The sequence below is a fragment of the Microbacterium sp. C5A9 genome (assembly GCF_022627955.1).
GTDB lineage: Bacteria > Actinomycetota > Actinomycetes > Actinomycetales > Microbacteriaceae > Microbacterium.
Window position 1 is genome coordinate 156,749 of record NZ_JABXGD010000003.1, and the last position, 25,522, is coordinate 182,270.

The window sequence follows — 25,522 nt, forward strand, 5'->3', positions numbered from 1 at the left end:
GATCAATCCTTTCGGGCAGGGACGACGAAACCGTGAGCGGTCAGGTCATAGCGGAAGTGTTCGTGCGGACGGACGTCATCGACGCCGCCGTGGCTCCAGGGATTGCAACGGAGGATGCGCCATGCCGAGAGCAGAGTTCCCCGCACGGCGCCATGCTGTTGCACCGCTCCTACAGCGTAAGCGGAACACGAGGGGTAGTAGGCACAGACATCTCCGTACATCGGGGAGATCAGCTTGCGGTAGCCGGCCAGGAACCCGAGAACGAGGTTCCTCGGCATCAGCGGGATGCTGCGGACCAGATCGCGGGACTCCAGATGCCCGGTCCCGAGCGACGACGCCGGCAGCGCGGTCATGCCTTCACCTCGGCCAATCGCCCGAGACACCGATTCACATCGGCGCTCAGCTCTGCGTACGTCGCGGTCGCGGACGCAGGAAGGGCACGGATGACGACATCCGTGCCCTGAGGAACTCGCGGGAGCGCTTCCGCGCAGACTGCCTTGAGGCGTCGACGAACGGAGTTGCGCACCACAGCGGTACCCACCTGCTTGCTGATGATGAATCCGAACCTCGCGGCTCTGCTCTCGCCCGTCGTCAGCATCGAAGTGACGACGCGCGCCCCGCCACAACGTGATCCACGTCGAACGACCAGTCGATAGTCGCTGCCGCGGGTCAGGCGAAACGGGCGGGCGAGCACAGCGATTTACGCGGAGAGCTCGGTGCGGCCCTTCGCGCGGCGAGCCGAAAGGATCGCGCGGCCGGCGCGGGTACGCATGCGAAGACGGAAGCCGTGCTTCTTGGCGCGACGACGGTTGTTGGGCTGGAAGGTGCGCTTGCTCATGAAATCACTCCGGGGAAAGCTGCCACCGGGATCATTTTGACCGGAGACATAGGGATCTGCCATTCAGGCATAAGTCAACCGATTAAGGGTACGTCCTGACGGCCCACAGAGCAAATCTGCGCGCGTCGACATGGGACCTCCTGCACGGTCCGCACAGCCATTATCCACAACCTGTGGCCTGCACGTATGCGCAACACGCGCGCCGATTTTCCGGGGCAGGTTGCTGATCACAGCCGCGATGACTACCGTGGCATCCGAAGTTATCCACAGGGAGACGCCCGTCGCCGAACCCTCCCCGATCCCCGAGCTCCGGAGCGTCATGTCCTCATCAGCCCAGCCCGACGTCCCCATCTGGACCACGGTGCAGGAGCTGCTCGAGGCCGACGATCGCGTGACGCCTCAGCTGCAGGGCTTCCTCAGTCTGGCGGTCCCCGCCGGTGTCATGGCGGCGACCCTCTATCTCGAGGTTCCGAACGATCTGACTGCCGCGCAGATCAACAAGCGCCTCCGTCTGCCGATCATGGAGGCTCTCTCGCACATCGGAGACGAGGTCACCTCGTACCGGGTCGTCGTGAACCATGAGCTCGCGGAACAGCCGACGGCACCGATCGCGGTCGCCGACTTCGGTCGGCAGGAGAACATCCGGATCGAGTCTCCGATGGAGCAGCCGACTCCGATGCGGCACGAGTCCCGACTCAACCCGAAGTACACCTTCGACAACTTCGTGATCGGCCAGTCCAACCGCTTCGCACACGCGGCAGCGGTCGCCGTGGCCGAGGCACCCGCCAAGGCATACAACCCGCTCTTCATCTACGGAGACTCCGGTCTCGGCAAGACCCATCTCCTGCATGCGATCGGCGACTACGCCCAGTCCCTGTACGCAGGGGTGAAGGTCAGGTACGTCTCGAGCGAGGAATTCACGAACGACTTCATCAACTCGATCGCGAACAACCGCGGCGCCGCGTTCCAGGCGAGGTACCGCGACGTCGACATCCTCCTGATCGACGACATCCAGTTCCTGCAGGGGCGTGCGGAGACGCAGGAAGCCTTCTTCCACACCTTCAACACGCTTCACGATCACAACAAGCAGGTCGTGATCACCAGCGACGTCGCCCCGAAGCACCTCACCGGCTTCGAGGACCGCATGCGCAGTCGCTTCGAGTGGGGTCTGATCACCGACGTGCAGGCGCCCGACCTCGAGACCCGCATCGCGATCCTTCGGAAGAAGGCGCAGAGCGAAGCGCTCCACATCCCCGACGAAGTGCTCGAATACATCGCGACGGTGGTCTCCTCGAACATCCGCGAGCTCGAGGGTGCACTGATCCGCGTCTCGGCCTTCGCGAGCCTGAACCGGTCGGCGCTCGACATCTCCCTCGCCCAGACCGTGCTGCGCGACATCATCGACACGGCCGAGGACAACATCATCTCGCCGACCGACATCATCACGGCGACCGCGCAGTACTTCAAGCTCACCGTCGACGACCTCTACGGGTCGAGTCGGTCACAGCAGATCGCGACGGCGCGACAGATCGCCATGTACCTCTGCCGTGAGCGCACCAGCCTGTCGCTGCCGAAGATCGGCCAGCTGTTCGGCAACCGCGACCACACGACCGTCATGTACGCCTACAAGAAGATCAGCGAGCTCATGAAGGAACGCCGATCCATCTACAACCAGGTGACCGAGATCACCACGCAGCTCGGTCGTCGCTGAACCGGGCTCGCCAGGTCGAAAAGGGGGCCACAGCATCCGCGAGGACGCTGTGGCCCCCTTCGTGTGCCTGCGACGCGCCGTGTAGAGAACGGATCGATGCCACTTTGCACATGTGGATAACTTGTGGATGGATGGGGATGACCTCGGGAGGAACTCGGGAGAAATCGACGAACCTGTGGATAACTCCGACATGCTCCGGAGAGCATCGGATGCTCGGAACCCGCGTATTCCTCAGGGATTCCACAAGTGACAACCGTGTAGTTCCCTACTCGCGTCTGCTTTCCACCGACTTATCCACAGTATCCACAGGTGTTAACACCGTTAAGGAGTTAATCCAATCCAGGGGCGATCCGATCACCAGACGGTGTGGAAACCCGACCGCTCCGCTGGAATCACATCGGCGTAGGGATCCGCCCGACTCTGGGGCTAGCATGGGAAGCCCTGCACCGGCAGGAACGATGACGACGCGTCTCAGAACGACGACAAGGGAGCACCCGTGAGGTTTCAGGTCAACCGCGATGTCTTCAGCGAGGCTGTGTCCTTCGTCGTCAAGCTGCTTCCCCAGCGCAATCCGCAGCCGATCCTCGCCGGTGTGCTGATCGAGGCGGACGGTTCGGGTCTCACCCTCTCGGCGTTCGACTACGAGGCATCCGCACGGACGACCATCGAGGCGACGGTTGAGACGCCGGGAACGATCCTCGTTCACGGCCGACTGCTCTCCGACATCGCCAGCAGGCTCCCGAACGCTCCGATCGAGATCGCCGTCGAGGACGACGGAAGCATCTCGGTCACCTGCGGCTCGGCCCGCTTCACCCTGGCGGCCATGCCCGTCGAGGAATATCCCTCGATCCCCGAGGTCTCTGGATCCTCCGGTGTCGTCCCCGCCGACGACTTCGGCACAGCCATCGCGCAGGTCGGCTTCGCCGCATCCCGTGACGACGTGACGCCGGTGCTGACCGGTGTGCAGCTCGAGGTCTCGGGCCAGACGCTGAGCCTCGTCGCGACCGACCGCTACCGTGTGTCGCTCCGCGACGTGCCGTGGGACGGCGAAGCCGTCGAGGCGACTGCGCTCGTTCCGGCTCGCACCCTGCTCGAGGTCGGCAAGACCTTCGGACACGCCGGAACGATCCAGATCGCGTTCTCAGGAGCCGGGGACCGCGAGATCATCGCATTCACCGCGGGCAACAAGACCGTCACGTCGCTGCTGATCAAGGGCAACTTCCCGCCGGTGCGCCGGTTGTTCCCCGAGCAGACGGACCACTACGCGGTCGTCAACACCGCCGACCTCGTCGAGGCCGTGCGACGCGTGTCGCTGGTGCTCGACCGCGCCGCGCCGCTGCGTTTCACGTTCGCGAGCGACGGCGTCACGATGGATGCCTCCGGCAGCGAGCATGCTCGTGCGTCCGAGTCCGTCGACGCGATCCTCTCGGGTGGCGACGAGGTCACGCTCGGACTCAACCCGCAGTACCTCATCGAGGCGCTGGGTGCGGTGAAGAGCGAGTTCGTCCGGGTCACGTTCACGTCGAGCGACAACGCGAACAAGCTCAGCCCCGTGCTCATCACGAGCCAGACCTCGGTCGACCAGGCGGGACTCGACTCGTTCAAGTACCTGCTGCAGCCGAACCTGCTGCTTCGCTGACCCGGCTCGAGCGGGCGGCTGCCCGCGAATCCCCGTGTCAGAGGCCGAAGGTAGGCTGACAGCGTGATTGTGGAGCACCTGAGTCTGGTCGATTTCCGCAATTACGCGACCGCCGAACTCGCTCTGCACCGCGGCCCGAACGTTCTGGTCGGGCGCAACGGGCAGGGCAAGACGAATCTCGCCGAAGCGGTCGTCTTCCTCGCGACGCTCGGCTCTCACCGTGTCTCGTCCGATGCGCCGCTCGTGCGTGACGGCCAGGAGTACGCGATCATCCGCGCGCGACTGTCCCATGGTGAACGACGGGTGCTCGTCGAGGTGCAGCTCAACAAGCAGGGTGCGAACAAAGCGCGCATCAACGGGTCGCCCTCGAAGACGAACGAGCTGCCTCGGTACGCGCACGTCGTGCTGTTCGCCCCCGAAGATCTGCAGATCGTGCGGGGCGACCCCTCGGCCCGACGCCGGTTCGTCGACCAGCTGCTGATCCAGCGCACACCGCGCATGGCATCCGTGCTCGCCGACTACGACCGGGTCCTCAAGCAGCGGAACGCCCTGCTCAAGTCGGCTCGAGCCCGGGGGATCAAGGGCGAAGGACTCAGCACGCTCGACGTGTGGGACGACAAGCTCGTCTCCCTCGGCGCTGAGATCATCAGCGCGCGCCAGCGGCTGGCGGCAGATCTGCAGCAGCCGGTCGCCGAGGCCTACGCGGCGATCGCCGGTGAGGACCATCGTCCGCAACTCGAGTGGGCGCTGTCGGTCCGCGGCGCGGATCCCGAAGAGGGTGAATCCTCTCCGATCGACACGGACGGATCGCTGAGCATGGCGCGATGCGCCGAGATGTTCCACGCGGCCCTGCTCGCGAAGCGATCGAACGAGCTCGATCGCGGACTCACGCTCACCGGTCCGCACCGAGACGACCTCGTTCTGCGGGTGCGCGGTCTTCCCGTGAAGGGGTATGCGTCGCACGGAGAATCGTGGTCCATGGCGCTCGCTCTGCGCCTCGCCTCCGCGGAACTGCTGCGCAGCGAGTCGCCCGCGGGCGACCCGGTCCTCATCCTCGACGACGTGTTCGCGGAACTCGATTCCGACCGTCGGCAGCGACTCGCGTCGGTGACGGCCGGCTACGAGCAGGTGGTGGTCACCGCCGCCGTGGAGGAGGATATTCCCGAGGTGCTGCACGCTCATGTCGTCAGGATCACCGCCGGCACGATCAGTGACGACAGGGCGCCTCGTCCGGATCAGGAAGCCAGGGGCGCGCGGGTCGACGAGTCCGGGGGCGACGGCTCTGCGCCTGAGGATTCGACGGGCCCGCTGACAGAGGAGGCGGAGACGCATGACTGACATCGCAGCGGTTCCGGCCGCCGAGACACCCGAGACGGTGGCCACCTACCTTCGGCTGCGCGGATTGCAGCCGAGCTCGAAGAACTGGAAGCGCAAGCGCCGCGTCGTCGTCGACGACGACAACGCGCCCTTCACACCGGGACGTGATCCGGGCACGCTCGGAGCGGTGCTCGACAGACTGACCCGCGACGCGGGATGGGAGACCACACTCGCGCGCGAGGACCTCGTGCGTCAGTGGGCCGACCTCGCCGGAGCCGACACCGCGAAGCACTCCGAACCGGTCTCGTTGGAGCGCGGGGTGCTCACGGTGAAGTGCGACTCGACGGCCTGGGCGAAGAACCTGCAGTTCATGCGGGGCACCATCCTGACCGAGATCGGACGACGCTATCCGTCGGCCGGAGTCGAGAACCTCCGCTTCATCGGACCGGACGTACCCTCGTGGAAATGGGGTCCCAGAGTCGTTCCAGGGCGGGGCCCACGCGATACCTACGGGTAGGACACCACGCAAGGGGTCCGACACGCTCAGAGGCCCACAGGTGGCCGCTGAGCCGCATATCGGCACGAAAGACCGCTAGACTGGGAGTTCGTGATATCGATGTGGAGAATGCTCTCTGATGACGCCTGAATCCCCTGCTGACGAGACGGAATCGACCAACGGAGACCCCTCGGCGGTCACCGACTCCGGATCGTCGGCACCCGCACCCAAGGCGAAGCAGCCGGGCGAGTACGGTGCCGACTCGATCCAGATCCTCGAAGGCCTCGAAGCCGTCCGCAAGCGCCCCGGAATGTACATCGGATCCACCGGTCCGCGCGGTCTGCACCACCTGGTCTACGAGATCGTCGACAACTCTGTCGACGAGGCCCTCGCCGGATACGCCGACACCATTCTGGTGACGCTGCTCGAAGACGGCGGCGTCCGCGTCGTCGACAACGGCCGCGGCATCCCCGTCGACCCGCACTCCTCCGACCCGTCGAAGTCGACCGTCGAGGTCGTGCTCACGATCCTGCACGCCGGTGGCAAGTTCGGCGGCGGCGCCTACGCCGTCTCCGGTGGTCTGCACGGTGTCGGATCGTCGGTGGTGAACGCGCTGTCGACACGGTTCGAGGTCGAGGTGAAGCAGAAGGGCTTCGTCTGGCGCCACAGCTTCGCGGACGGCGGCGTTCCGCAGCAGCAGCTCGAGAAGGGCGAGGCGGCCGACACCACCGGCACGACCATCACCTTCTGGCCGGACGGCGAGATCTTCCAGGAGACGCTCGAGTTCGACTACGACACGCTCCGCACGCGCTTCCAGCAGATGGCCTTCCTCAACAAGGGACTGCGCATCGAGCTCGCCGACGAGCGACCCTCCTCCGCCTACGAGGTGGAGGAGAACGGTCAGGCGATCGTCAAGCAGCCCGGAGACGTCTTCTACTACGAGCGCGGTCTCGTCGACTACGTCGAGTACCTGAACAAGGTGCGTCACGCCGAGGTCGTCAACGACGAGATCATCGCGTTCGAGTCCGAGGACACCGACCGCAAGATCTCGCTCGAGGTCGCGATGCAGTGGACCACCTCGTACACCGAGAACGTCTTCACCTACGCGAACACGATCAACACGCATGAGGGCGGAACGCACGAAGAGGGCTTCCGTGCCGCGCTCACGACGCTGGTCAACAAGTACGCCCGCGCGAACAACCTTCTCAAGGAGAAGGACGACAACCTCTCGGGTGACGACGTGCGTGAGGGTCTCACCGCGGTCATCTCGATCAAGCTCGGCGAGCCGCAGTTCGAGGGTCAGACCAAGACCAAGCTCGGCAACACCGAGGCGAAGGCATTCGTGCAGAAGGTCGTGGGCGATCAGCTCGGCGACTGGTTCGACCGCAACCCGATCCAGGCGAAGAACGTGATCCGCAAGGCGATCGACGCGGCGACCGCTCGACTGGCCGCTCGCAAGGCGCGCGAGACCGCTCGCCGCAAGAGCGTCTTCGAGTCGGCTGCGATGCCCGACAAGCTCAAGGACTGCACGAGCAAGGACCCGTCGATCAGCGAGATCTTCCTCGTGGAGGGTGACTCGGCAGGCGGCTCGGCAGTGCAGGGGCGCGACCCGCATACACAGGCGATCCTCGCCCTGCGCGGCAAGATCCTCAACGTCGAGCGCGCACGTCTCGACAAGGCGCTCGGCAATAAAGAAGTCCAGGCGATGATCCAGGCGTTCGGCACGGGCATCGGCGAAGAGTTCGACATCGAGAAGGCGCGCTATCACAAGATCGTGCTGATGGCCGATGCCGACGTCGACGGTCAGCACATCACGACGCTGCTGCTCACGCTGCTCTTCCGCTACATGCGCGGTCTCATCGAAGCCGGTTTCGTGTACCTCGCGATGCCCCCGCTGTACCGACTCAAGTGGACCAACGCCCCGCACGAGTACGTGTTCAGCGACGCAGAGCGCGATGCCCTGCTCAAGTTCGGTCTCGACAACGGCAAGCGCATCCCGAAGGATGCCGGCATCCAGCGGTACAAGGGTCTCGGCGAGATGAACGCCAAGGAGCTGTGGGAGACCACGATGGACCACACGACGCGGACGCTCCGCCAGGTGACCATCGAGGATGCCGCGGCCGCCGACGAGATCTTCAGCGTGCTGATGGGTGAGGACGTCGAGTCCCGACGCAGCTTCATCCAGCGCAATGCCAAGGACGTCCGCTTCCTCGACATCTGATCCAGGCGAGCGCAGCGAGCAACCCTGGTCGTTGAGCGAGCGAAGCGAGTGGACATGTCGCGAGCCGCTCTCGGAAACCAACGAAGAGAAGACACATGACTGACGAAGTACGCCCCGAGCCCCCGGCACACGAACACGGGAAGATCGACCAGGTCGACCTTCAGTCGGAGATGCAGCGCAGCTATCTCGACTACGCGATGGCCGTGATCGTCGGCCGCGCGCTCCCCGACGTCCGCGATGGACTCAAGCCCGTGCACCGACGTGTGCTCTACGGCATGTACGACGGCGGATTCCGCCCCGACAAGTCGTTCTCGAAGTGCGCCCGCGTGGTCGGCGAGGTCATGGGGCAGTACCACCCGCACGGCGACTCGGCGATCTACGACGCCCTCGTCCGTCTGGTGCAGCCGTGGTCGCTCCGCTACCCGCTGGCTCTGGGGCAGGGCAACTTCGGCTCACCCGGCAACATGGGCGCCGCTGCTCCGCGATACACCGAGACCAAGATGGCCCCCCTCGCGCTCGAGATGGTGCGGGACATCGAAGAGGACACGGTCGACTTCCAGGACAACTACGACGGCCAGACCCAGGAGCCGACGGTTCTGCCTGCCCGGTTCCCGAACCTGCTCGTCAACGGATCGGTCGGCATCGCGGTCGGCATGGCGACCAACATCCCCCCTCACAACCTGCGCGAGGTCTCGGCGGCGGCGCTGTGGGCGCTCGACAACCCGGGTCTTCCCCGCGAGGAGCTCCTCGAGGGACTGATCCAGCGCATCCCCGGTCCGGACTTCCCGACCGGCGCGCAGATCCTCGGCACCAAGGGGGTGCAGGAGGCGTATCGCACCGGTCGTGGCTCCATCACCATGCGCGCGGTCGTCAACGTCGAGGAGATCCAGGGTCGCACCTGCCTCGTGATCACCGAGCTGCCCTACCAGGTGAACCCCGACAACGTCGCGGTGAAGATCGGCGACCTCGCCCGTGACGGCAAGATCACCGGCATCGCCGACATCCGCGACGAGTCGTCCGACCGCACGGGTCAGCGCCTCGTCGTCGTGCTCAAGCGCGACGCCGTCGCGAAGGTCGTGCTGAACAACCTGTACAAGCACACCCAGCTGCAGGAGAACTTCGGCGCGAACATGCTCGCGATCGTCGATGGCGTGCCCCGCACCCTCGCGATCGACGGCTTCGTGACGAACTGGATCACCCACCAGCTCGAGGTCATCGTCCGTCGCACGCAGTTCCGCCTCGCCAAGGCCGAGCGACGCATGCACATCCTGCGCGGCTACCTCAAGGCACTGGATGCTCTCGACGAGGTCATCGCCCTGATCCGCCGGTCCGCGACCGTCGAGGATGCCCGCGAGGGACTCAAGAAGCTCCTCGACATCGACGACGACCAGGCGCAGGCCATCCTCGACATGCAGCTGCGTCGTCTCGCGGCGCTCGAGCGGCAGAAGATCCTCGACGAGGCCGCCGAGCTCGAGAAGATGATCGCCGAGTACCAGGCGATCCTCGCCGACGAGGGACTCCAGCGCGGCATCATCCGCGACGAGCTCACCGGCATCGTCGACCGCTTCGGCGACGAGCGTCGCACGCACATCCTGCACGGGTTCGACGGCGATGTGTCGATGGAGGACCTGATCGCCGAGGAGGAGATGGTCGTCACCATCACCCGCGCCGGCTACATCAAGCGCACCCGCAGCGACAACTACCGGTCGCAGCACCGCGGCGGCAAGGGCATCAAGGGTGCTCAGCTGCGTGCGGACGACATCGTCGAGCACTTCTTCGTGACGACCACGCACCACTGGCTGCTGTTCTTCACCGACAAGGGTCGTGTCTACCGCTCGAAGACCTACGAGGTCCCCGAGGCCGGTCGCGATGCGAAGGGGACGCACGTCGCCAACCTCCTCGCCCTGCAGCCCGACGAGAACATCGCGCAGGTGCTCGACATCCGCGACTACGAGGTCGCCGACTACCTCGTGCTCGCGACGCGCGACGGCCTCGTGAAGAAGACGAGCCTCGCCAGCTACGACACCAACCGTCAGGGCGGCGTCATCGCCATTCGTCTGAACGACGAGGACGAGCTGGTGTCGGCGCTGATGGTCAACGCCGAGGACGACATCCTGCTGATCAGCCGCAAGGGCATGTCGGTGCGCTTCAGCGCGACCGATGAGGCGCTCCGCCCCATGGGACGCGCCACCGCCGGCGTCAAGGGAATGAAGTTCCGCGAGGGCGACAGCCTGCTCTCGGCGTCCGTCGCGGCGCTCGGCCAGTTCGTGTTCGTGGTGACCGACGGCGGGTACGCCAAGCGCACCGCGATCGAGGAGTACCGCGTGCAGGGACGCGGCGGATTCGGCATCAAGGTCGCCAAGCTGCACGACGATCGGGGCACTCTCGCGGGTGGTCTCATGGTCTCGGAGGACGACGAGGTCTTGGTGGTTCTCTCCAGCGGCAAGGTGGTACGCTCTGCCGTGGCCGAGGTGCCCGCCAAGGGCCGCGACACCATGGGAGTGGTGTTCGCACGGACGACGGAAGCCGACCGCATCCTCGCCATCGCCCGCAACGGTGAGCGGGGCCTCACCGAGGACGACGGATCGGATGAGGCGGAGGCGGAGTCCCCCACCACCTCCCCCGAGACGACCGAGAACCCTGAGGAAGCAGACGAATGAGCACGGTAGCCGACAAGCTGGCGAAGAAGTCGACTCGTAAGACCGGAGGCAAGCAGGTCCGCCTGCGCCTCGTGTACGTCGACTTCTGGTCCGCAGTGAAGCTCTCTTTCCTGGGAGCCGTCGCGCTCGCGATCGTCACCATGGTGTCGTTCTTCCTGATTTACCTCGTGCTGCAGGCGACCGGGGTGCTCAACCAGGCCGACGAGTTCGTCGGCACGATCACCAGCGACTCGGTGCGGATCTCCGAGGTGGCGGGTCTTCCGCAGGTGATGGCGTTCGCCGCCGTCGTCTCGATCCTCAACCTCATCGTCTTCACGGTGCTCGGCGCAGTCGTCGCCGGTATCTACAACGTCGCGGTGAAGGTGACCGGCGGACTTCTCGTCGGCTTCACCTCGAACTGACCGGTCGACGCGCAGACACGGACACACGCACAGAAGAAGGGCGGATGCTGCGGCATCCGCCCTTCTCTGCGTCTACCGATGGCTCTACACGACGCCGGTCGTGCCGAGAAGTGTTCCGATCAGCCACGTGGCGAGCAGCGCGAGTGCGCCCCCGATGACGAGTCGTATCGAGGCGCGGGCCGCGGGTGAGCCACCGATGCGTGCCGACACGGTTCCCGTCAGCGCGAGCGCGAGGAGCACCGCCACGAAGGTGACCGGCACCCTCCACTCGGGTGGCGGGAGCAGGATCGCCAGCAGTGGCAGGAGGGCCCCGAGCGTGAAGGCGACCGCGGATGACAGCGCCGCGTGCCACGGGTTGACCAGGTCGTCCTGATCGATGCCGAGCTCGACCTCGAGGTGGGCGGCGAGGGCATCGTGTGCCGTGAGCTCCTGTGCGACGCGACGTGCCGTCTCCTCGCTGAGACCCCGTTCGCGGTAGAGGCCGGCGAGCTCGGCCAACTCGGCCTCGGGCATCGTCCGCAGCTCGTCGCGCTCCTTGGTGATCAGCGCCCGCTCGCTGTCGCGCTGGCTGCTCACCGACACATACTCGCCGAGTGCCATCGAGATCGCACCGCCCACGAGGCCTGCGAGGCCCGCGGTCAGCAGCGCGGCGTTGTCGGTGGTCGCGCCGGCCACGCCGACGAGCAGGGACGCGACAGATACGATGCCGTCGTTCGCGCCGAGCACTCCGGCGCGCAGCCAGTTGAGGCGCTGTCCGAGCCCTGAGCCGTGCGGTTCACCCTCATGTGCGGTCATGCGCTCAGTGAATCAGATGGGCGGGGATCGCGCTCCCCCTTACGCCGGCGTCGCCGGCGCGTCCGGTGCAGTAGGGAAAACCCGAATCAGGGTGTCGGGATGCCTCGGTGTCGGCCCTCTCGGCACCGCCGTACCTTGGAGACATGACGACACAGACTGCCACGCCACCACCGGCGACGGCCACGAAGCCGCCGCTGCGCATCGTGCTCACGATCCTGCATCTGGCGGGTATCGGGGTCATCGGTGGATTCATCTTCGCGACCCTCTCGGGCCTCCTCGGCACCGGCTTGGGACTGCTCTTCGCCGCGGGCGTCGGGGTCGTGCTCCTCGTCGGGCTCGTCTACGCGCTCTTCGGCGTCGGCTGGTTCGAGGTCGCCCGGGTCGGCGCGCTCTACAGGACCCCGATCGCACCACTGCGCTGGCGTCCGCGTGATCGCCCCGGATTCGTCGGGTGGCTGCGGTCGCTCGGACGGCAGGCGATCGACGGCCGCATGTGGCGCGCCCTGGCGAACTTCGCCATCACGGCCGTCCTCGGCTGGATCGTCCTCCGGCTCGCCTGGGGCTTCGTGTGGTCGATCGTGATCTGCTTCGCTCCCCTCGCAGGGACCGACACCGTGATCGGTCCGTTCGGCGGAGGGGGGATCGACGCCGCCTGGGCGCCGCTCATCGGCATCCTCGGAGTCGCCGCCTCGATCGCCGGCATGATCGGTCTTGCTCTGCTGCACCGCGTCATCTCGCTCGCCGTCGTCGTCCGCAGCCGCGAGGCCGAGCTCACCGAGCGCGTACGCACCAGCACGGCGCAGCGGGAGGGAGCCGTGCGCGCCGCGGACCTGGAGCGCACCCGCATCGAGCGAGATCTGCACGACGGCGTTCAGCCGCGGCTCGTGTCCGTCGGCATGACCCTGGGCCTCGCCCAGCAGAAGATCGACAACGACCCGGCTGCCGCGAAGGAGCTGATCTCCGAGGCGCACACGTCGACGAAGGCGGCGATCACCGAGCTGCGACAGCTCGCCCGAGGCATCCACGCCTCCGTGCTCGACGACCGCGGACTCGACGCCGCGCTCTCGGCGCTCGCCGGCCGATCTCACATTCCGGTGAGTCTCGACGTCCGCATGGACGGACGCTGCAGTCGCGAGGCCGAGGCCGCGGTCTACTTCTCGATCGCCGAATCTCTCACGAACGCCGCCAAGCACTCCCGTGCCAGCGAGACCAGGGTCACCGTGCGACTGCGCGAGGGCGGGGTCCTCTGGGCCCGCGTCGAGGACAACGGCATGGGTGGCGCTCAGGTGCAGCCCGGCGGTGGTCTCGACGGCATCGCGAACCGCATCCTCGCCGCGGGCGGAACTTTCCGCCTCGAGAGCCCGCTCGGCGGGCCGACCAGCCTGGAGGTGAACGTGCCATGCGCATCCTGATCTGCGAGGACTCCGTCCTGCTGCGCGAGGGGCTCGTGCGGCTGCTGGAGGACGCGGGCCACCGAGTGGTCGCCGCGCTCCCCGACATCGAGGGCCTCGACGAGGCGGTCGCCGACACCGACCCGGAGCTCTGCATCCTCGATGTGCGGCTGCCGCCGACGTTCACGGACGAGGGCATCCGCGCCGCACTGCACCTGCGTGACACGAATCCGGCGCTGCCGCTGCTCGTGCTCTCGCAGTATGTCGAGGAGCGCTACGCGTCCGACCTGATCGCGGCACAGGGCGGCCCGCTCGGCTACCTGCTCAAGGACCGGGTGGCCGATGTCGCCGAGTTCCTCGGGTCGGTGCAGCGCATCTCGGAGGGGGCCACGGTGCTCGACCCCGAAGTGGTGGCGCAGCTGCTGACGCGTCGCAACCGCGACGACCGGATGCTGCGGCTCACCGAACGTGAGCGCACCGTGCTGGCACTGATCGCCGAGGGGAAGTCGAACCAGGCGATCGCCGCACTGCTCTTCCTCTCGGAGGCGAGTGTCGAGAAGCACATCACCGCGATCTTCCAGAAGCTGGGTCTCGAGCAGGGCGAGTCGGGAAACCGCCGCGTCCTCGCCGCGCTGGCTCACATCGAGAACACGGGCGGCGCGATGCCGACCGGACAGACAGGAGTGGGACGATGACCACCAACGACGACTTCCCGGGCGGCCAGACGCCCTACACGCCCCCGCCCGCATCCGCACCGGACGCGCACACTCCGCCGCCGACCGAGCCGGCACCTCCGACGCAGACCGCGCCCGGTGCGCCGGGTCCGTCGTCGGGAGCGAGGGCGGTCATGATCCTCACCGCGATCGTGGGCGGCATCGCGCTGCTCGGCTCGGGTGCCACCGCCGCCGTCGCCGCGACGGGTGGCCTCGTCGCCTCGTCGACGGAGAGCGCCGACTCGGTGCAGACCGAGGGCGTCTCGGGGCTCCAGGGCATCGACCTCGACGTCGATGCGGGCAACATGCGCATCGAGTTCGGTGAAGTCGACGAGGCGGAGCTCGCGGTCACCAACGGCCGCGGACCCGGGTGGACGCTCGAGCGCGACGGGGAGGACCTGGTCGTCAGGAGCCCCGAGTTCCGCTTCGGGTGGTGGTTCGGGAGCTGGTTCGGCGATGACGAGTCGGCCGTGCTCACACTCCCGGAGAGCCTGCGCGATGCAGCACTCGACGCCGACCTCACCCTCGACGCCGGCAGCCTCGACGTCGTGGGCGACTTCGGTGCGCTCGACATCTCGGTCAACGCGGGGGCGCTCGACATCGAGGGATCCGCGAGCAGTCTCGGCATCGACATGAGCGCCGGTCGCGCCGACGCCGTCATCGACGGGGTGGACGAGGCCGATCTCAGCGTCGCCGCGGGCGACCTCACCGTCGAGCTGACGGGACGGGCGCCGTCGCAGACGACCATCGACGTCAGCGCCGGATCCTTCGATCTCACGGTTCCGGACGAGCCGTACACGATCATCCAGGACGTCAGTGCGGGCTCGCTCGACGCTCGCGTCGATCAGTCCGGGGGCGGGCGCAACACCATCGACGTCTCGCTCTCGGCGGGCAGCGCCACGATTCGTCCCGGCCGCTGAGGCGGGTCGAGGGCGGGGGCCGGTTCGGGTCCCCGTCCTCGATTGGGTTTTTCGTGGAATCTCCGGTAAAGTTCTGGAGGTTGCGGGGCTATAGCTCAGGCGGTTAGAGCGCTTCACTGATAATGAAGAGGTCCCAGGTTCAAGTCCTGGTAGCCCCACTCCTCAACTCAAGAAATTCCCTCACGGGGCCTTAGCTCAGTTGGTAGAGCGCCTGCTTTGCAAGCAGGATGTCAGGAGTTCGAATCTCCTAGGCTCCACACTGTGTTGAGACAGTTCGAGAAGGCCCCGCCCTGTGCGGGGCCTTCTCGTTTCTGCAGGCTCTCTCGTGTGTCGGGCTCCCTCGTGCGCGGGCCTAGGGGACGATCTGCTCCGTGAGCTCGTTCGTGGCGGTGTCGCAGGTCGTGATGCGCCAGACGGCGGCGCCGTCGTCGAGGACCCGGGTCATCTCGACGATCAGCGGGCTCGGCCACTGCTCTCCCGACGCCATCGCCGCCAGGAGTGCCCCGGTCCCGGCGGTCTGCTCCGCCTCGGTGAGCTGCGCGTCGCCGGACGAGCGGATCTCGAAGGAGCTCACGTCGACGATCGACTCCCTGCCGAACGAGGGGTCGTCGACGCGTTCGCCCCACATGTCCGTCTTCGACGCGGCGCTGCGGATCCGCCACACCCACTGCTCGTCGAGGTATTCGAGGCGGAGTCCGACGATGCTTCCGCCCACGGCTGCGGATTCCGACGGCAGTGATTCGAGGAAGTCGGTCGGCCAGGAGAACTCCGGGGGCATGCAGGTCCCCGGATAGTCCTCGCCGACGGTCTGCGGAGGATCGGGCATGGCGGCACTGGCCGAGCAACCCGTCGTGATCCCCACCAGGCTCACGGCGATCGCCAGGGCGAACGCGCTCGCGCTTCTCTTCATCGATCCTCCTCGGTCAGCGCCCAGAGCCTATCCGACGATCTCGACGGCACCTCTCCTCCACAGGTGTTAACAACCCTGTTAACAACTCCGCGCCGTGAGTGCGCGGGGGCGGCGAGACCACGTCGGCGGTCAGAGATGAACGGTGTGATCAGGCATATTCATCCACAGCTGTGGATGAACCTGTTAACAACTCGGATATCCGATCATCTGCACGGTGTTCCTGGCAATCGGGGCCCTGCCATGTCGGTGCCTCGATCACAACCCCCCTTCCGGGGTCCCATGACGCGGCGTAGCGTTCCCGTCATGACTTCCGCGAAGACGATGATCCAGACCGAGGCCATCTTCGATTCGGCGAGCTATCTTCTCGCGCAGGATCAGGATGTCGCGGATCTGCGTCGTCGTATCGAGGATGCCGCCAGGACCCCGGGGGTCTTCGTGGATTTCGTGGTCGTCGGCAATCGACAGGTGAGCGTTCTGATCACCCAGCACAGTCGAGTCACGATAAGCGTGTCCACGGTGGCCTTCGATGAGCGCGACACGGGAGACCTCGACTACCCCTACGGCGGGTACTACGACATCCTCTGACGCCGACCAGTGGCCTCCGAGTCAGGCGGGCTGAGCCGCGCGCAGACTCGCCGCCGCATCGTGCAGACACTCGATGAAGGCCGCACACACCGCGTTGTCGTCGTCGGCCGTGCGTCGTGCGGCGAGCAGCCGGGTGGTCGGCGAACCCGCGATCGGCACGACGGCGATCGAGGGCGGCACCAGTTGGCGCACGGATTCGGGAAGGATGCTGGCGCCGACGCCCGCCGCGACGAACCCGAGCGCCGTCTCCTGATGCACGACCTCTTCGACGATGCGCATCGTGCCGGCCGAGATGCCCAGCACCTCGTCGACCCGATCGACGAACCCCGGCATCAGCGACCTCGGGTAGGTGATCATCGGCACATCGATGATCTCCTCGGCGGTGACCTCGGTGCGGGAGGCGAGAGGATGCCCCGTCGGCACGCACATCACGAGCCGCTCCTCATAGACGACCTCCGTCGTCAGCCCGGGAGACGACGGGCCCGTCGGGACTTCATCGCGCACGATGCCGATGTCGAGTGTGCCGTCGCGCAGACGGTCGAACTGCTCTCCTGATGTCAACGGCACCAGTGTGAGCGACACCCGCTCACGTCGCGCGCGGAACAGCTGCACGACCTCGGGCAGCACGGTGTAGTTCGCCGAGCTGACGAAGCCGGCGCTCAGCTGACCCGCGAGACCGTCGACGTAGTCGCGCATCTCGCCGCGCACCGAGTCGACCTCGTCGAGGATCCTCCGAGCTCGCGCCTGCAGATGGAGACCGGCGGGAGTCAGGCTCACCCGGCGCGTGCTGCGCTCGAAGAGCGGAACGCCGACCTCGCGTTCGAGTCGGCTCACCTGCACGCTCAGCGGGGGCTGCGACATGTGCAGGCGCCGGGCCGCGCGGCCGAAGTGGAGCTCGTCTGCGACAGCCATGAAGTAGCGCAGCTGACGGAGTTCCATGCCCGCACGATACGGGCTGCGTATTACCGCGGCGTTACGGGCGCATTGCGAGCAAAACGCTATCAATCCGAGCAGGAAATGGTATTTGACCTGGGGTTGTGTCCGCCGTTCAACTGGAGGGGACGCACCCGACGGAAGGACCGGCACCATGACCGCAGAGACCGCAGCAGACACCCGGATCGACATGCTCTACCTGAGCGAGCCCGAGGTCATCGCCGCCGGCGTGAAGGACATGGATCGCTGCATGGAGGTGATGGAGGAGGTGCTGATCCTCGTCGCCAAGGGCGACTATCGGATGGCCGGCAACTCCGCCAACTCCCACGGCGCGCAGATCAGCTTCCCGCAGTCCTCGCCCTTCCCGACGATGCCGCTGGATGCCGCCGACCGCCGCTTCATGGCGATGGCGGCGTACCTCGGCGGGCGCTTCGATGCAGCGGGGGTCAAGTGGTACGGCTCGAACGTCGACAACCGTGAGAAGGGGCTCCCGCGCTCCATCCACCTGATCGTGCTCAACGACAAGGAGACGGGCGCCCCGTTCGCCATCATGTCGGGGAACCTCGAGAGCGCGTACCGCACGGCGGCGGTGCCGGGTGCCGCGGCCAAGAAACTCGCCCCGGTGAATGCCAAGTCCCTCGGCATCATCGGCCCCGGGGCCATGAACAAGAGCGCGCTGCACGCCATGACGGCGGCGCGCCCCTCTCTCGACACGATCCGCATCAACGGTCGTCGCCGCTCCACGTCGGAGGCCTTCGCCGACTATGTGCGCGAGCACTACCCGCAGTTCACGACGATCGAGATCGCCGAGACCGTCGAGGCCGCGGTGCGCGACTCGGACATCGTCTCGGAGGCGGTCACCGGGCTCGTCGGCTCGGAGAACTACCCGTACATCGACGGGGACTGGATCAAGCCCGGCGCGTTCCTGAGCCTGCCCGCGAACCTGCGGATGGACAAGGAGTACACGCTGTCGGGCAAGGCGCGGCTCATCGCCGACGCGAAGAAGATCTACGAGGCCTGGGCCGAGGAGTACCCGGCGCCCTCGCATGAGACGGCATTCGGGATGATCGGACTGTACTGGCAGGACCTCATCGACGCGGGCGAGCTCGACGAGTCGCGGGTCGTCAACATCGGCGACGTGTTCGAGGGCACTGTTCCCGGGCGCGAGTTCGACGAGCAGCCCGTGCTCTTCAGCGTCGGCGGCATGGGCGTCGAAGACGTCGCGTGGGCGAAGACCGTCTACGAGAACGCGGTCGAGCTCGGCATCGGCACGAAGCTCAACCTCTGGAACGCGCCGGACCTGGCCTGAGCCATGCACGCGACACTGTCCTCCCGCGGTGAATCCGCGACCTACGCGGTGATCGGGGCCGGACTCACCGGAGCATCGGCGGCCTGGCGACTGGCCCAGTCCGGGGCAGACGTCATCGTCCTCGAGCGCGATGTGCCCGCATCCCACCTCGGCAGCTCGCACGGCTCCGCCCGCATCTTCCGCTACGGCTACCTCGACCCCTTCTACGCGGGCCTCGTCGTGCAGGCGCGACGGTCGTGGGACGAGCTCGAGGAGACGAGCGGTCGCCGGCTGATCACTCCGAGCGGATCTCTCGACTTCGGTGCCGTCCGCGACCCTCGCAGGCTCGCGGACGTGCTCGAGTCCGTGGGCGTCGACCATGAACTGCTCTCGCCGGACGAGGCCGCAGCGCGGTGGCCGCAGCTGACGTTCGACACCGAGGTGCTGTGGCATCCGGGAGCCGGCGTGATCGACTCCGAGTCGTCCGTCCTGGCGATGCTCGACCTCGCCAGGGCGGCGGGCGCCGACGTGCGCACCGGGTGGGAGGTCGCGTCGGTGCGGCACGGTTTCACGGGATACGTCCTCACCTCGTCGACGGGCAGGACGGTGCACGCCGAGCAGGTGATCGTCGCTGCGGGCGGCTGGCTGCCGGCGCTGCTGCGCGACCTGGATCTTCCCGGTGGCTTCGCCGACGCGATGCCGCAGTTCGAAGTGCGTCAGGAGAACGCGTTCCACTTCCCCTATCGCGACGTCGAGGATCACGGGCAGCCGCTCCCGGGCGAGGCCACCTCCTGGCCCACGTTCATCTACAAGGGCGAGGACATCCAGACCTACAGCCTGCCGGGTGGGCGGGACGCGGACTGGCGAGGACAGAAGATCGCGGAGTACAACGGCGGCAGGCGCATCGCGTCGGCCGCCGAGCAGGACGGCGTGATCGATCCCGACAATCGCGAACGGGTCCGCTCGTTCGTGGCGCGATTCGCCCCCGGTCTCAAGACGGATTCCTACGCCGAGACCACGTGCCTGTTCACCAACGTGCCGCGCGACGACATGATCATCGACCGCGCGGCCGGGGTCACCGTCGTGTCGCCGTGCTCGGGACAGGGGGCGAAGTTCGCTCCGCTGCTCGGGGAGCTCGTGCTCGATCTCGTGACCGGCACCGCCTTGGCCTCGGAGCGGTTCCGTGCCGTCGGCCAGAGATTCGCGGGGGTGTGACATGACGACGCACGGTGATGCGAACGCGCTCCTGAGCGAGATCGACGGCATCGGAATCGACTCCGACCGCGGCGGGTACACGCGACCGGTCTTCTCCGACGCCGAACTCGAGCTGAGGGACTGGTTCGACGCGCACGCGACCGCTCGGGGCCTGTCGGTGGAACACGACGGCAACGGCATCATCTGGGCATGGTGGGATGCACCGGCACCGGCGGATCGATCGGAGCACCGGGCCCGGAGCGGCGCGATCGTGACCGGCTCGCACCTCGACTCGGTGCCGGGCGGGGGGAACTTCGACGGGCCTCTCGGTGTCGCGAGCGCTCTCGCGGCGGTCGACCTCCTGCGCGACCGCGGAGTCACCCCGGTGCGCCCTCTCGCCGTGGCGGTGTTCCCCGAGGAGGAGGGGTCGCGGTTCGGCCTCGCGTGTCTCGGATCCCGGCTGCTCTCCGGGGCGGCCGCGTCGGAGACGGTGCGGGCGTTGACGGACGACACCGGCCGCACCTACGCCGACGTCGCGACCGCGGCCGGGTTCGATCCGACGTCGATCGGACCGGATCCTGAGCGCCTCGCCGACATCGCGGCCTTCGTCGAACTGCACGTCGAACAGGGGCGCGGACTCGTCGACCTCGGTCAGCCCGTCGCCCTGGCGGGGGCGATCATCGCCCACGGTCGCTGGCACGTGCGCATCGACGGTCGCGGAGATCATGCCGGGGCGACCCGCATGGCCGATCGGCAGGACCCGGTCGTTGTCGCGGCCGAGACGGTGCGCGCTTTGCGGGCGCACACGCTGATCGTCGACGACGCGCGCGGAACCGTGGGACGCATCAAGGTCACCCCCGGAGGCACCAATGTGATCGCCTCGGCGGTCGACCTCTGGCTCGACGTGCGGCATCGCGATGACGAGGCGGTGCGGCGCATCGTGAGCGAGGTCGTCGCCGCGACGGGCCGGGTGGCGGATGCCGAGGGCTGCGCCGTGACCGTCACCGAGCAGTCGTTCTCGCCGACCGTGTTCTTCGACCCCGCGCTGCGCGAGCGGATGCAGGGTGTGCTCCCCCACGCCCCCGTGCTCGACACCGGTGCGGGGCACGACGCCGGAGTGCTGGCCGCGGTCATCCCGACCGGGATGCTGTTCGTCCGCAACCCCACGGGCTCCTCGCACACGCCGTCCGAGACCGCTGAGGCGGCCGACGTGACGGCGGGCGTCGAGGCGCTGGCCGACGTGCTCGAGCATCTGCTCACCCGCTGACACCCGACACCTCACGACCACCCGACTCTTCCCGACAACCCGACACCCACGCACCACCCGACACTCACCGACCACGAAAGGAACGACATGGACATCGCCTCGCAGGTGAACACGGCATGGATGCTGACCGCAACCGTCGCCGTGACACTCATGCTGCCGGGACTCGCGCTGTACTACGGCGGTCTCTCACGCACCAAGAACATCCTCAACACCATGATGATCGTGCTCGGCGGCTTCGCCGTGACCGCGGTGCTGTGGGTGCTGTTCGGCTACGGACTCACCCTCGGCGACTCGGTCGGCGGCGCGGGGCTGATCGGCGACCCGACCACGCTCTTCGGCATCCAGTCGCTCCTGGGTGCCGAGACGCCCGAGGGCGCCGTACCCGGCATCCTCATCGCCGTCTTCCAGCTGATCTTCGCGGGGCTGACCGTCGGCATCATCGGCGGCGCGGTCGAGGGGCGCATGAAGTTCTCCAGCTGGCTGATCTTCTCGGGCCTGTGGGCCACCCTGGTGTACTTCCCGGTCGCGCACTGGGTGTTCGCCTTCGATGCTCCCGACGGGTCGACGACCGGCGGGTGGATCGCGAACGGCCTGCACGCGATCGACTTCGCCGGAGGAACGGCCGTGCACATGAACGCGGGTGTCGCCGCGCTCGTGCTCGCGGTCTTCCTGGGCAGGCGTCGGGACTTCCCGCACGTCGGACGTCCCGGCAACCTGCCGATCGCCGTCGTCGGCGGCGGCCTGCTGCTCGTCGGCTGGTACGGCTTCAACGGCGGATCGTCGGGCGGCATCAACGAGAGCGCCGGTGTGGCCGTGACGAACACGCTGATCGCCGCGTGCGCGGGCCTGCTCGGCTGGCTGCTCATCGAGCGGATCGTGCGCAAGGCGGCGACCTCTCTCGGCGCGATCTCCGGCATCCTCGGCGGCCTCGTCGGCATCACCCCCGCCGCGAACTCCGTGTCGCCGATCGGCGCCGTGATCATCGGCTTCCTCGCGGGCATCGTGGCGTTCGCCGCGCTGGGCCTCAAGGAGAAGCTCGGCTACGACGATGCTCTCGACGCCGTCGCGATCCACATGTTCCCCGGCATCTTCGGCACCCTGGCGATCGGCTTCCTCGCCGACCCGTCATCGCCGGCGGGCGCCACCGGCATCCTCTTCGGCGGGGACTGGTCTCTGCTGGGGACGCAGGCGATCGCGATCGTGACGGTCTTCGTGTACACCTTCGTCGTGACGGCCCTCATCTCGTGGCTGCTGAAGGTCACCGTCGGCCTGCGCGTCGCCGACAGCACCGAGGTCACGGGTCTCGACACGACGCTGCACGCCGAGACCGCCTACGACCTGGACGATGTGCGCTCCTGAGCGCGCCGACGAGACAAGGACAAGATCATGAAGCTCATCACCGCCGTCCTGCAGCCCAGCGCGCTGGAGCCCGTCAAGACCGCCCTCGCCGAGGTCGGAGTCACCGGCATGACGATCTACGACGCCAAGGGGCACGGTGCCCAGATCGGCAAGGTCGAGGTCTACCGCTCCCAGCGGGTGAAGGTCGACTTCCTCCCCAAGATCTCCCTCGAGATCGTCGTGGCCGATGAAGAGCTGGACGCTGCTCTCGATGCCATCCAGGACGCCGCCCGGACCGGCGCGATCGGAGACGGCAAGATCTGGGTCACCGACGTGCTGCAGGTGATCAGGGTGCGTACCGGCGAGACCGGCCCGACCGCCATCCGCTGAGACAGTCACCATGACACGCACGCGCGATGACCTCGAGATCGTCCGGCCGTCGGACGTCGATCCGCAGCCGTGGGCCAACGGCCTCGGGGTCACGCGCGTGCTCGTCTCGCGCCCTGATCGGCGCATCAGCATCGCCGAGATCGAGGGGCGGACGCCCTTCTCGTCGTTCGACGGGAGCGACCGGGTGCTCGTTCCGCTGGGCCCGTCGGGGGTGACGCTCGAGGTGGGCGGGCGGCGTCACCGCGTTCGAGCGCTCGAGCCCTTCTCGTTCCGCGGAGAGGATCCGATCGTCGGAGACGCCGGTACGCGACGGACGACCGTCGTGAACGTCATGACGGTGCGCTCGTGTGCCCGGCTCGACGCCGAGGTCGTGCGAGAGGTCGACACCGGTCTCGGAGGCGTCGATGCTCTGGTGCTGCTCGGCGGACTCCCCTCGACGGAGCACGGTGCTCTGCCGCCGGGAACCGTGATCCTTCCGGGGCAGACCTCGGCTCCGCTGCCGACGGGACGGAGGCCGGTGCTCCTGCTTCGCTGGACCGGCCGTCACGCCCGAACGGGGGGTTCCGCATGAGCACCCATGTCGCGCTGTTCCATGTGCGCACCCGCCGCCGGTCTGCCGACGTCCGGTACCAGGCGCTTCTCGACACCCTCAACGCCTCGGCGGTCGCTGCCGTCGAGCAGCTGGGCTGGTCGGCGTCTCTGCATGCCGCAGGCGAGGAGTCGGAGCTGCAGCTGCGGCGCGCATCGTGCGAGGCCGACATCGTCGTGATCCTGGGGGGCGATGATGTCGAGCCCTCGCTGTACGGCCAGCCCGATCGGCGTCCGCGACGTCGCGGATATCAGCGCCGTGCAGACCGCACCCAGATCGCCGTCGTGATGGAGGCGGTGCGGTCGCAGCGGCCGCTGCTCGGGGTCTGCCGGGGGATGCAGCTGATGAACGTCGCGCTCGGTGGCACGCTCCACCAGCATGTCGGCGGCCACGGCGACACCGGTGTCGATCCGTTCGTCGAGACCCGCGTGCCCGGTCTCGCCTCACTGTCTGCGCAGCTCCGCCCGCCGATCCTGTGCACACACCATCAGGCGGTGGACCAGCTCGCCCCCGGCCTGCGCGTCTCGCTTCAGGCCGCCGACGGTGTGATCGAGGCGGTCGAGCACGACTCGCTGCCGTTCCTCGGCGTGCAGTGGCATCCGGAGCATCCGGCAACCGCATCGCTGCAGTTCGCCGCCCTGCTGCGTGTCGTGCACAGCCGCGGACGATCAGGGTCCGCCTCCTCGGCACCGCCGCGTTCGGTCGAACCTGCCCGCGGGTGATCAGACCCGCCGGAGTCAGATCCGCGGGCCGCGGATGATCCGCACGGGTCCCCGAGCCTCCCGGATGCGCACGGGCTCGCGCTTCTGGGTGACGATGATCTCGTCCTGGTCGGCCAGGTCGGCGGCGACCCGGCGCACATCGGCCATCAGTGCGCGCCACGATTCGCCGCCGACGGTGCGTGCGACATCGCTCGGACAGATCGACGACTCGCCGCGGTGTCGGACGAGAGCGCGGATGGCCGCAGCGATCCGCTCGTCGAAGGCATCGCCGGCGCGGTCCTCCCACCAGGGTGCCCCGCGCTCACCGAGCGCGGTCTTCGCGTCCTGCACCCGGCGTCGCGCATCGCCCTCCGATGCCTTCACCGCCCGTCGCGCCGCCATCAGCTCGTCCACGAGCTCCTGGCGGAAGCCGTCGGGGATCGACGGATCCGTGGCCCGCCAGCGCCGCCCGTCGATGACGACGTGGTGGCCGTCGGCCGTGAGCTCGGGTGCGGACGCGTCGTCGGTTGCCATGCGGGCAGTCTGCCGTCTCGCGTGCCCCGACCCCAGGGTCTTGACGTCGGGATGCCGACCGGTCAGTCGAGGATGCGGGTGACCGGTCGCTGCCCATCCGGCCCGAACAGGTGCAGGATCTCGACCGCGAGCCCGTCGGCGGGCCCGAACCAGTGCGGGGTCGCGGCCTCGAACGCGACGTTTTCCCCCGGCTCGAGAACGTGCTCGTCTCCACCCAGCAGAAGGCGCAGCCGGCCGGCGAGCACGTAGATCCACGCGTGCCCCTCGTGCGACACGAGCGAGGGCTCCCGCGGCCCGAGCACGTGCTTGAACACCTGCACCCCGCCCGGATGCCGCGTGAGGGGGACCGCGACGCCTCCGGCAGCGAGGCGTCGCGGTTCGAGGTGCACGCGGGGATCACCGGTCTGCGGTGCGGCGATCAGCTGATCGAGGGTCACCGCGTACGCGCGGGCCAGAGGGATGAGCGCATCGAGCGTCGGCTGGCGGTGGCCGGTCTCGACACGAGACAGCGCGCTGACCGAGAGGCCGGTGAGTCCCGCGACGGCCGACAGGGTGTATCCGCGGTTCTGTCGGAGCCGCCGCAGCCGAGGGCCGATGGCGGCGAGCGTCGCGTCGATCTCGGCATCCATCCGGCCATCTTTGCAGAAACCGCAAGCGGCGGAGGTGCTGAGTGCGCGGCGACTGCACGATG

Annotated in this window: 26 protein-coding genes and 2 tRNA genes; 20 read left to right on the forward strand and 8 right to left on the reverse strand. The window is 67.6% G+C overall.

The features are described from left to right. Nucleotides 1-2: 2 nt before the first annotated feature. From yidD to rpmH, 3 genes are read right to left on the reverse strand one after another with little or no spacing between them, the layout of a single operon-like run. Nucleotides 3-353, reverse strand: a complete 351-nt coding sequence (yidD, locus tag HWD99_RS07435) for a membrane protein insertion efficiency factor YidD (RefSeq protein ID WP_241795594.1) — start codon at nucleotides 351-353, stop codon at nucleotides 3-5. Continuing rightward, nucleotides 350-694 carry a ribonuclease P protein component gene (gene rnpA / locus HWD99_RS07440; RefSeq protein ID WP_241795595.1) on the reverse strand — a complete coding sequence of 115 codons (345 nt, stop codon included), beginning with the start codon at nucleotides 692-694 and terminating at the stop codon, nucleotides 350-352. Before rnpA ends, yidD begins: the two co-directional genes overlap by 4 nt. A gap of 6 nt (nucleotides 695-700) precedes the next feature. Continuing rightward, the gene (gene rpmH, locus HWD99_RS07445; RefSeq protein ID WP_022889115.1) at nucleotides 701-838 is read right to left on the reverse strand and encodes a 50S ribosomal protein L34; all 138 of its coding nucleotides are present in this window, start codon (nucleotides 836-838) and stop codon (nucleotides 701-703) included. 319 nt (nucleotides 839-1,157) lie between these two features. Here rpmH and dnaA point away from each other — a divergent pair, with 319 nt between their 5' ends. The 7 genes from dnaA (at nucleotide 1,158) to HWD99_RS07480 (ending at nucleotide 11,283) form a co-directional block, all read left to right on the forward strand. Beyond that, the gene (gene dnaA, locus HWD99_RS07450; RefSeq protein ID WP_241795596.1) at nucleotides 1,158-2,549 is read left to right on the forward strand and encodes a chromosomal replication initiator protein DnaA; all 1,392 of its coding nucleotides are present in this window, start codon (nucleotides 1,158-1,160) and stop codon (nucleotides 2,547-2,549) included. Between the two features lie 496 nt (nucleotides 2,550-3,045). After that, nucleotides 3,046-4,188, forward strand: a complete 1,143-nt coding sequence (gene dnaN, locus HWD99_RS07455; RefSeq protein WP_241795597.1) for a DNA polymerase III subunit beta — start codon at nucleotides 3,046-3,048, stop codon at nucleotides 4,186-4,188. A gap of 63 nt (nucleotides 4,189-4,251) precedes the next feature. Further along, nucleotides 4,252-5,526: a DNA replication/repair protein RecF gene (gene recF / locus HWD99_RS07460; RefSeq protein ID WP_241795598.1), complete on the forward strand. Its 1,275-nt coding sequence runs from the start codon at nucleotides 4,252-4,254 to the stop codon at nucleotides 5,524-5,526. After that, nucleotides 5,519-6,022 (forward strand): DUF721 domain-containing protein, encoded by a 504-nt coding sequence (locus HWD99_RS07465; RefSeq protein ID WP_241795599.1) that lies wholly within the window; start codon nucleotides 5,519-5,521, stop codon nucleotides 6,020-6,022. Before recF ends, HWD99_RS07465 begins: the two co-directional genes overlap by 8 nt. A gap of 118 nt (nucleotides 6,023-6,140) precedes the next feature. After that, entirely contained in the window at nucleotides 6,141-8,222 is a 2,082-nt protein-coding gene (gene gyrB / locus HWD99_RS07470; RefSeq protein ID WP_241795600.1) for a DNA topoisomerase (ATP-hydrolyzing) subunit B, read from the forward strand. Between the two features lie 95 nt (nucleotides 8,223-8,317). Further along, entirely contained in the window at nucleotides 8,318-10,882 is a 2,565-nt protein-coding gene (gyrA, locus tag HWD99_RS07475; protein ID WP_241795601.1) for a DNA gyrase subunit A, read from the forward strand. Next, on the forward strand, nucleotides 10,879-11,283 hold the full coding sequence (locus tag HWD99_RS07480; RefSeq protein ID WP_241795602.1) for a DUF3566 domain-containing protein: 405 nt from the start codon (nucleotides 10,879-10,881) through the stop codon (nucleotides 11,281-11,283). Before gyrA ends, HWD99_RS07480 begins: the two co-directional genes overlap by 4 nt. An 84-nt stretch (nucleotides 11,284-11,367) precedes the next feature. On the opposite strand, the gene HWD99_RS07485 is transcribed toward HWD99_RS07480, so the two are convergent. After that, on the reverse strand, nucleotides 11,368-12,078 hold the full coding sequence (locus tag HWD99_RS07485) for a VIT family protein (protein ID WP_241795603.1): 711 nt from the start codon (nucleotides 12,076-12,078) through the stop codon (nucleotides 11,368-11,370). Nucleotides 12,079-12,221: 143 nt separating this feature from the next. On the opposite strand from HWD99_RS07485, the gene HWD99_RS07490 reads away from it, so the two are divergent. From HWD99_RS07490 to HWD99_RS07510, 5 genes are all read left to right on the forward strand, one after another. Further along, nucleotides 12,222-13,490 carry a sensor histidine kinase gene (locus tag HWD99_RS07490; protein WP_241795604.1) on the forward strand — a complete coding sequence of 423 codons (1,269 nt, stop codon included), beginning with the start codon at nucleotides 12,222-12,224 and terminating at the stop codon, nucleotides 13,488-13,490. After that, nucleotides 13,478-14,164 carry a response regulator transcription factor gene (locus tag HWD99_RS07495; RefSeq protein ID WP_241795605.1) on the forward strand — a complete coding sequence of 229 codons (687 nt, stop codon included), beginning with the start codon at nucleotides 13,478-13,480 and terminating at the stop codon, nucleotides 14,162-14,164. The genes HWD99_RS07490 and HWD99_RS07495 overlap by 13 nt, the downstream gene beginning before the upstream one ends. Then, nucleotides 14,161-15,102: a DUF4097 domain-containing protein gene (locus HWD99_RS07500; protein WP_241795606.1), complete on the forward strand. Its 942-nt coding sequence runs from the start codon at nucleotides 14,161-14,163 to the stop codon at nucleotides 15,100-15,102. Before HWD99_RS07495 ends, HWD99_RS07500 begins: the two co-directional genes overlap by 4 nt. An 84-nt stretch (nucleotides 15,103-15,186) precedes the next feature. Continuing rightward, nucleotides 15,187-15,260 (forward strand) — tRNA-Ile (locus HWD99_RS07505). Nucleotides 15,261-15,286: 26 nt separating this feature from the next. Beyond that, nucleotides 15,287-15,359, forward strand: a tRNA-Ala gene (locus HWD99_RS07510). A 95-nt stretch (nucleotides 15,360-15,454) separates the two neighbouring features. On the opposite strand, the gene HWD99_RS07515 is transcribed toward HWD99_RS07510, so the two are convergent. Next, nucleotides 15,455-16,012: a hypothetical protein gene (locus tag HWD99_RS07515; RefSeq protein WP_241795607.1), complete on the reverse strand. Its 558-nt coding sequence runs from the start codon at nucleotides 16,010-16,012 to the stop codon at nucleotides 15,455-15,457. Nucleotides 16,013-16,315: 303 nt separating this feature from the next. Here HWD99_RS07515 and HWD99_RS07520 point away from each other — a divergent pair, with 303 nt between their 5' ends. After that, nucleotides 16,316-16,597, forward strand: a complete 282-nt coding sequence (locus tag HWD99_RS07520) for a hypothetical protein (protein WP_241795608.1) — start codon at nucleotides 16,316-16,318, stop codon at nucleotides 16,595-16,597. Between the two features lie 21 nt (nucleotides 16,598-16,618). Here HWD99_RS07520 and HWD99_RS07525 read toward each other — a convergent pair whose 3' ends face one another. Then, the gene (locus HWD99_RS07525) at nucleotides 16,619-17,536 is read right to left on the reverse strand and encodes a LysR family transcriptional regulator (RefSeq protein WP_241795609.1); all 918 of its coding nucleotides are present in this window, start codon (nucleotides 17,534-17,536) and stop codon (nucleotides 16,619-16,621) included. A 148-nt stretch (nucleotides 17,537-17,684) separates the two neighbouring features. Between HWD99_RS07525 and HWD99_RS07530 the strand changes: the two genes are divergently transcribed. The 7 genes from HWD99_RS07530 (at nucleotide 17,685) to HWD99_RS07560 (ending at nucleotide 24,318) form a co-directional block, all read left to right on the forward strand. Then, nucleotides 17,685-18,839 (forward strand): tyramine oxidase subunit B, encoded by a 1,155-nt coding sequence (locus tag HWD99_RS07530; RefSeq protein WP_241795610.1) that lies wholly within the window; start codon nucleotides 17,685-17,687, stop codon nucleotides 18,837-18,839. 3 nt (nucleotides 18,840-18,842) lie between these two features. Beyond that, on the forward strand, nucleotides 18,843-20,033 hold the full coding sequence (locus tag HWD99_RS07535; RefSeq protein WP_241795611.1) for an FAD-dependent oxidoreductase: 1,191 nt from the start codon (nucleotides 18,843-18,845) through the stop codon (nucleotides 20,031-20,033). Nucleotide 20,034: 1 nt separating this feature from the next. Next, nucleotides 20,035-21,279, forward strand: a complete 1,245-nt coding sequence (locus HWD99_RS07540) for an allantoate amidohydrolase (protein WP_241795612.1) — start codon at nucleotides 20,035-20,037, stop codon at nucleotides 21,277-21,279. An 87-nt stretch (nucleotides 21,280-21,366) separates the two neighbouring features. Beyond that, nucleotides 21,367-22,638 (forward strand): ammonium transporter, encoded by a 1,272-nt coding sequence (locus tag HWD99_RS07545; protein WP_241795613.1) that lies wholly within the window; start codon nucleotides 21,367-21,369, stop codon nucleotides 22,636-22,638. 27 nt (nucleotides 22,639-22,665) lie between these two features. Continuing rightward, a complete protein-coding gene (locus tag HWD99_RS07550) occupies nucleotides 22,666-23,007 on the forward strand; it encodes a P-II family nitrogen regulator (RefSeq protein ID WP_241795614.1) in 342 nt (113 codons plus the stop codon). 10 nt (nucleotides 23,008-23,017) lie between these two features. Continuing rightward, on the forward strand, nucleotides 23,018-23,578 hold the full coding sequence (locus HWD99_RS07555; RefSeq protein ID WP_241795615.1) for a HutD family protein: 561 nt from the start codon (nucleotides 23,018-23,020) through the stop codon (nucleotides 23,576-23,578). Then, a complete protein-coding gene (locus HWD99_RS07560; RefSeq protein ID WP_241795616.1) occupies nucleotides 23,575-24,318 on the forward strand; it encodes a gamma-glutamyl-gamma-aminobutyrate hydrolase family protein in 744 nt (247 codons plus the stop codon). Before HWD99_RS07555 ends, HWD99_RS07560 begins: the two co-directional genes overlap by 4 nt. A gap of 15 nt (nucleotides 24,319-24,333) precedes the next feature. On the opposite strand, the gene HWD99_RS07565 is transcribed toward HWD99_RS07560, so the two are convergent. Beyond that, nucleotides 24,334-24,831: a DUF3253 domain-containing protein gene (locus HWD99_RS07565; protein ID WP_241795617.1), complete on the reverse strand. Its 498-nt coding sequence runs from the start codon at nucleotides 24,829-24,831 to the stop codon at nucleotides 24,334-24,336. A gap of 62 nt (nucleotides 24,832-24,893) precedes the next feature. After that, the gene (locus HWD99_RS07570; RefSeq protein ID WP_241795618.1) at nucleotides 24,894-25,460 is read right to left on the reverse strand and encodes a helix-turn-helix transcriptional regulator; all 567 of its coding nucleotides are present in this window, start codon (nucleotides 25,458-25,460) and stop codon (nucleotides 24,894-24,896) included. Between the last annotated feature and the right edge of the window lie 62 nt (nucleotides 25,461-25,522).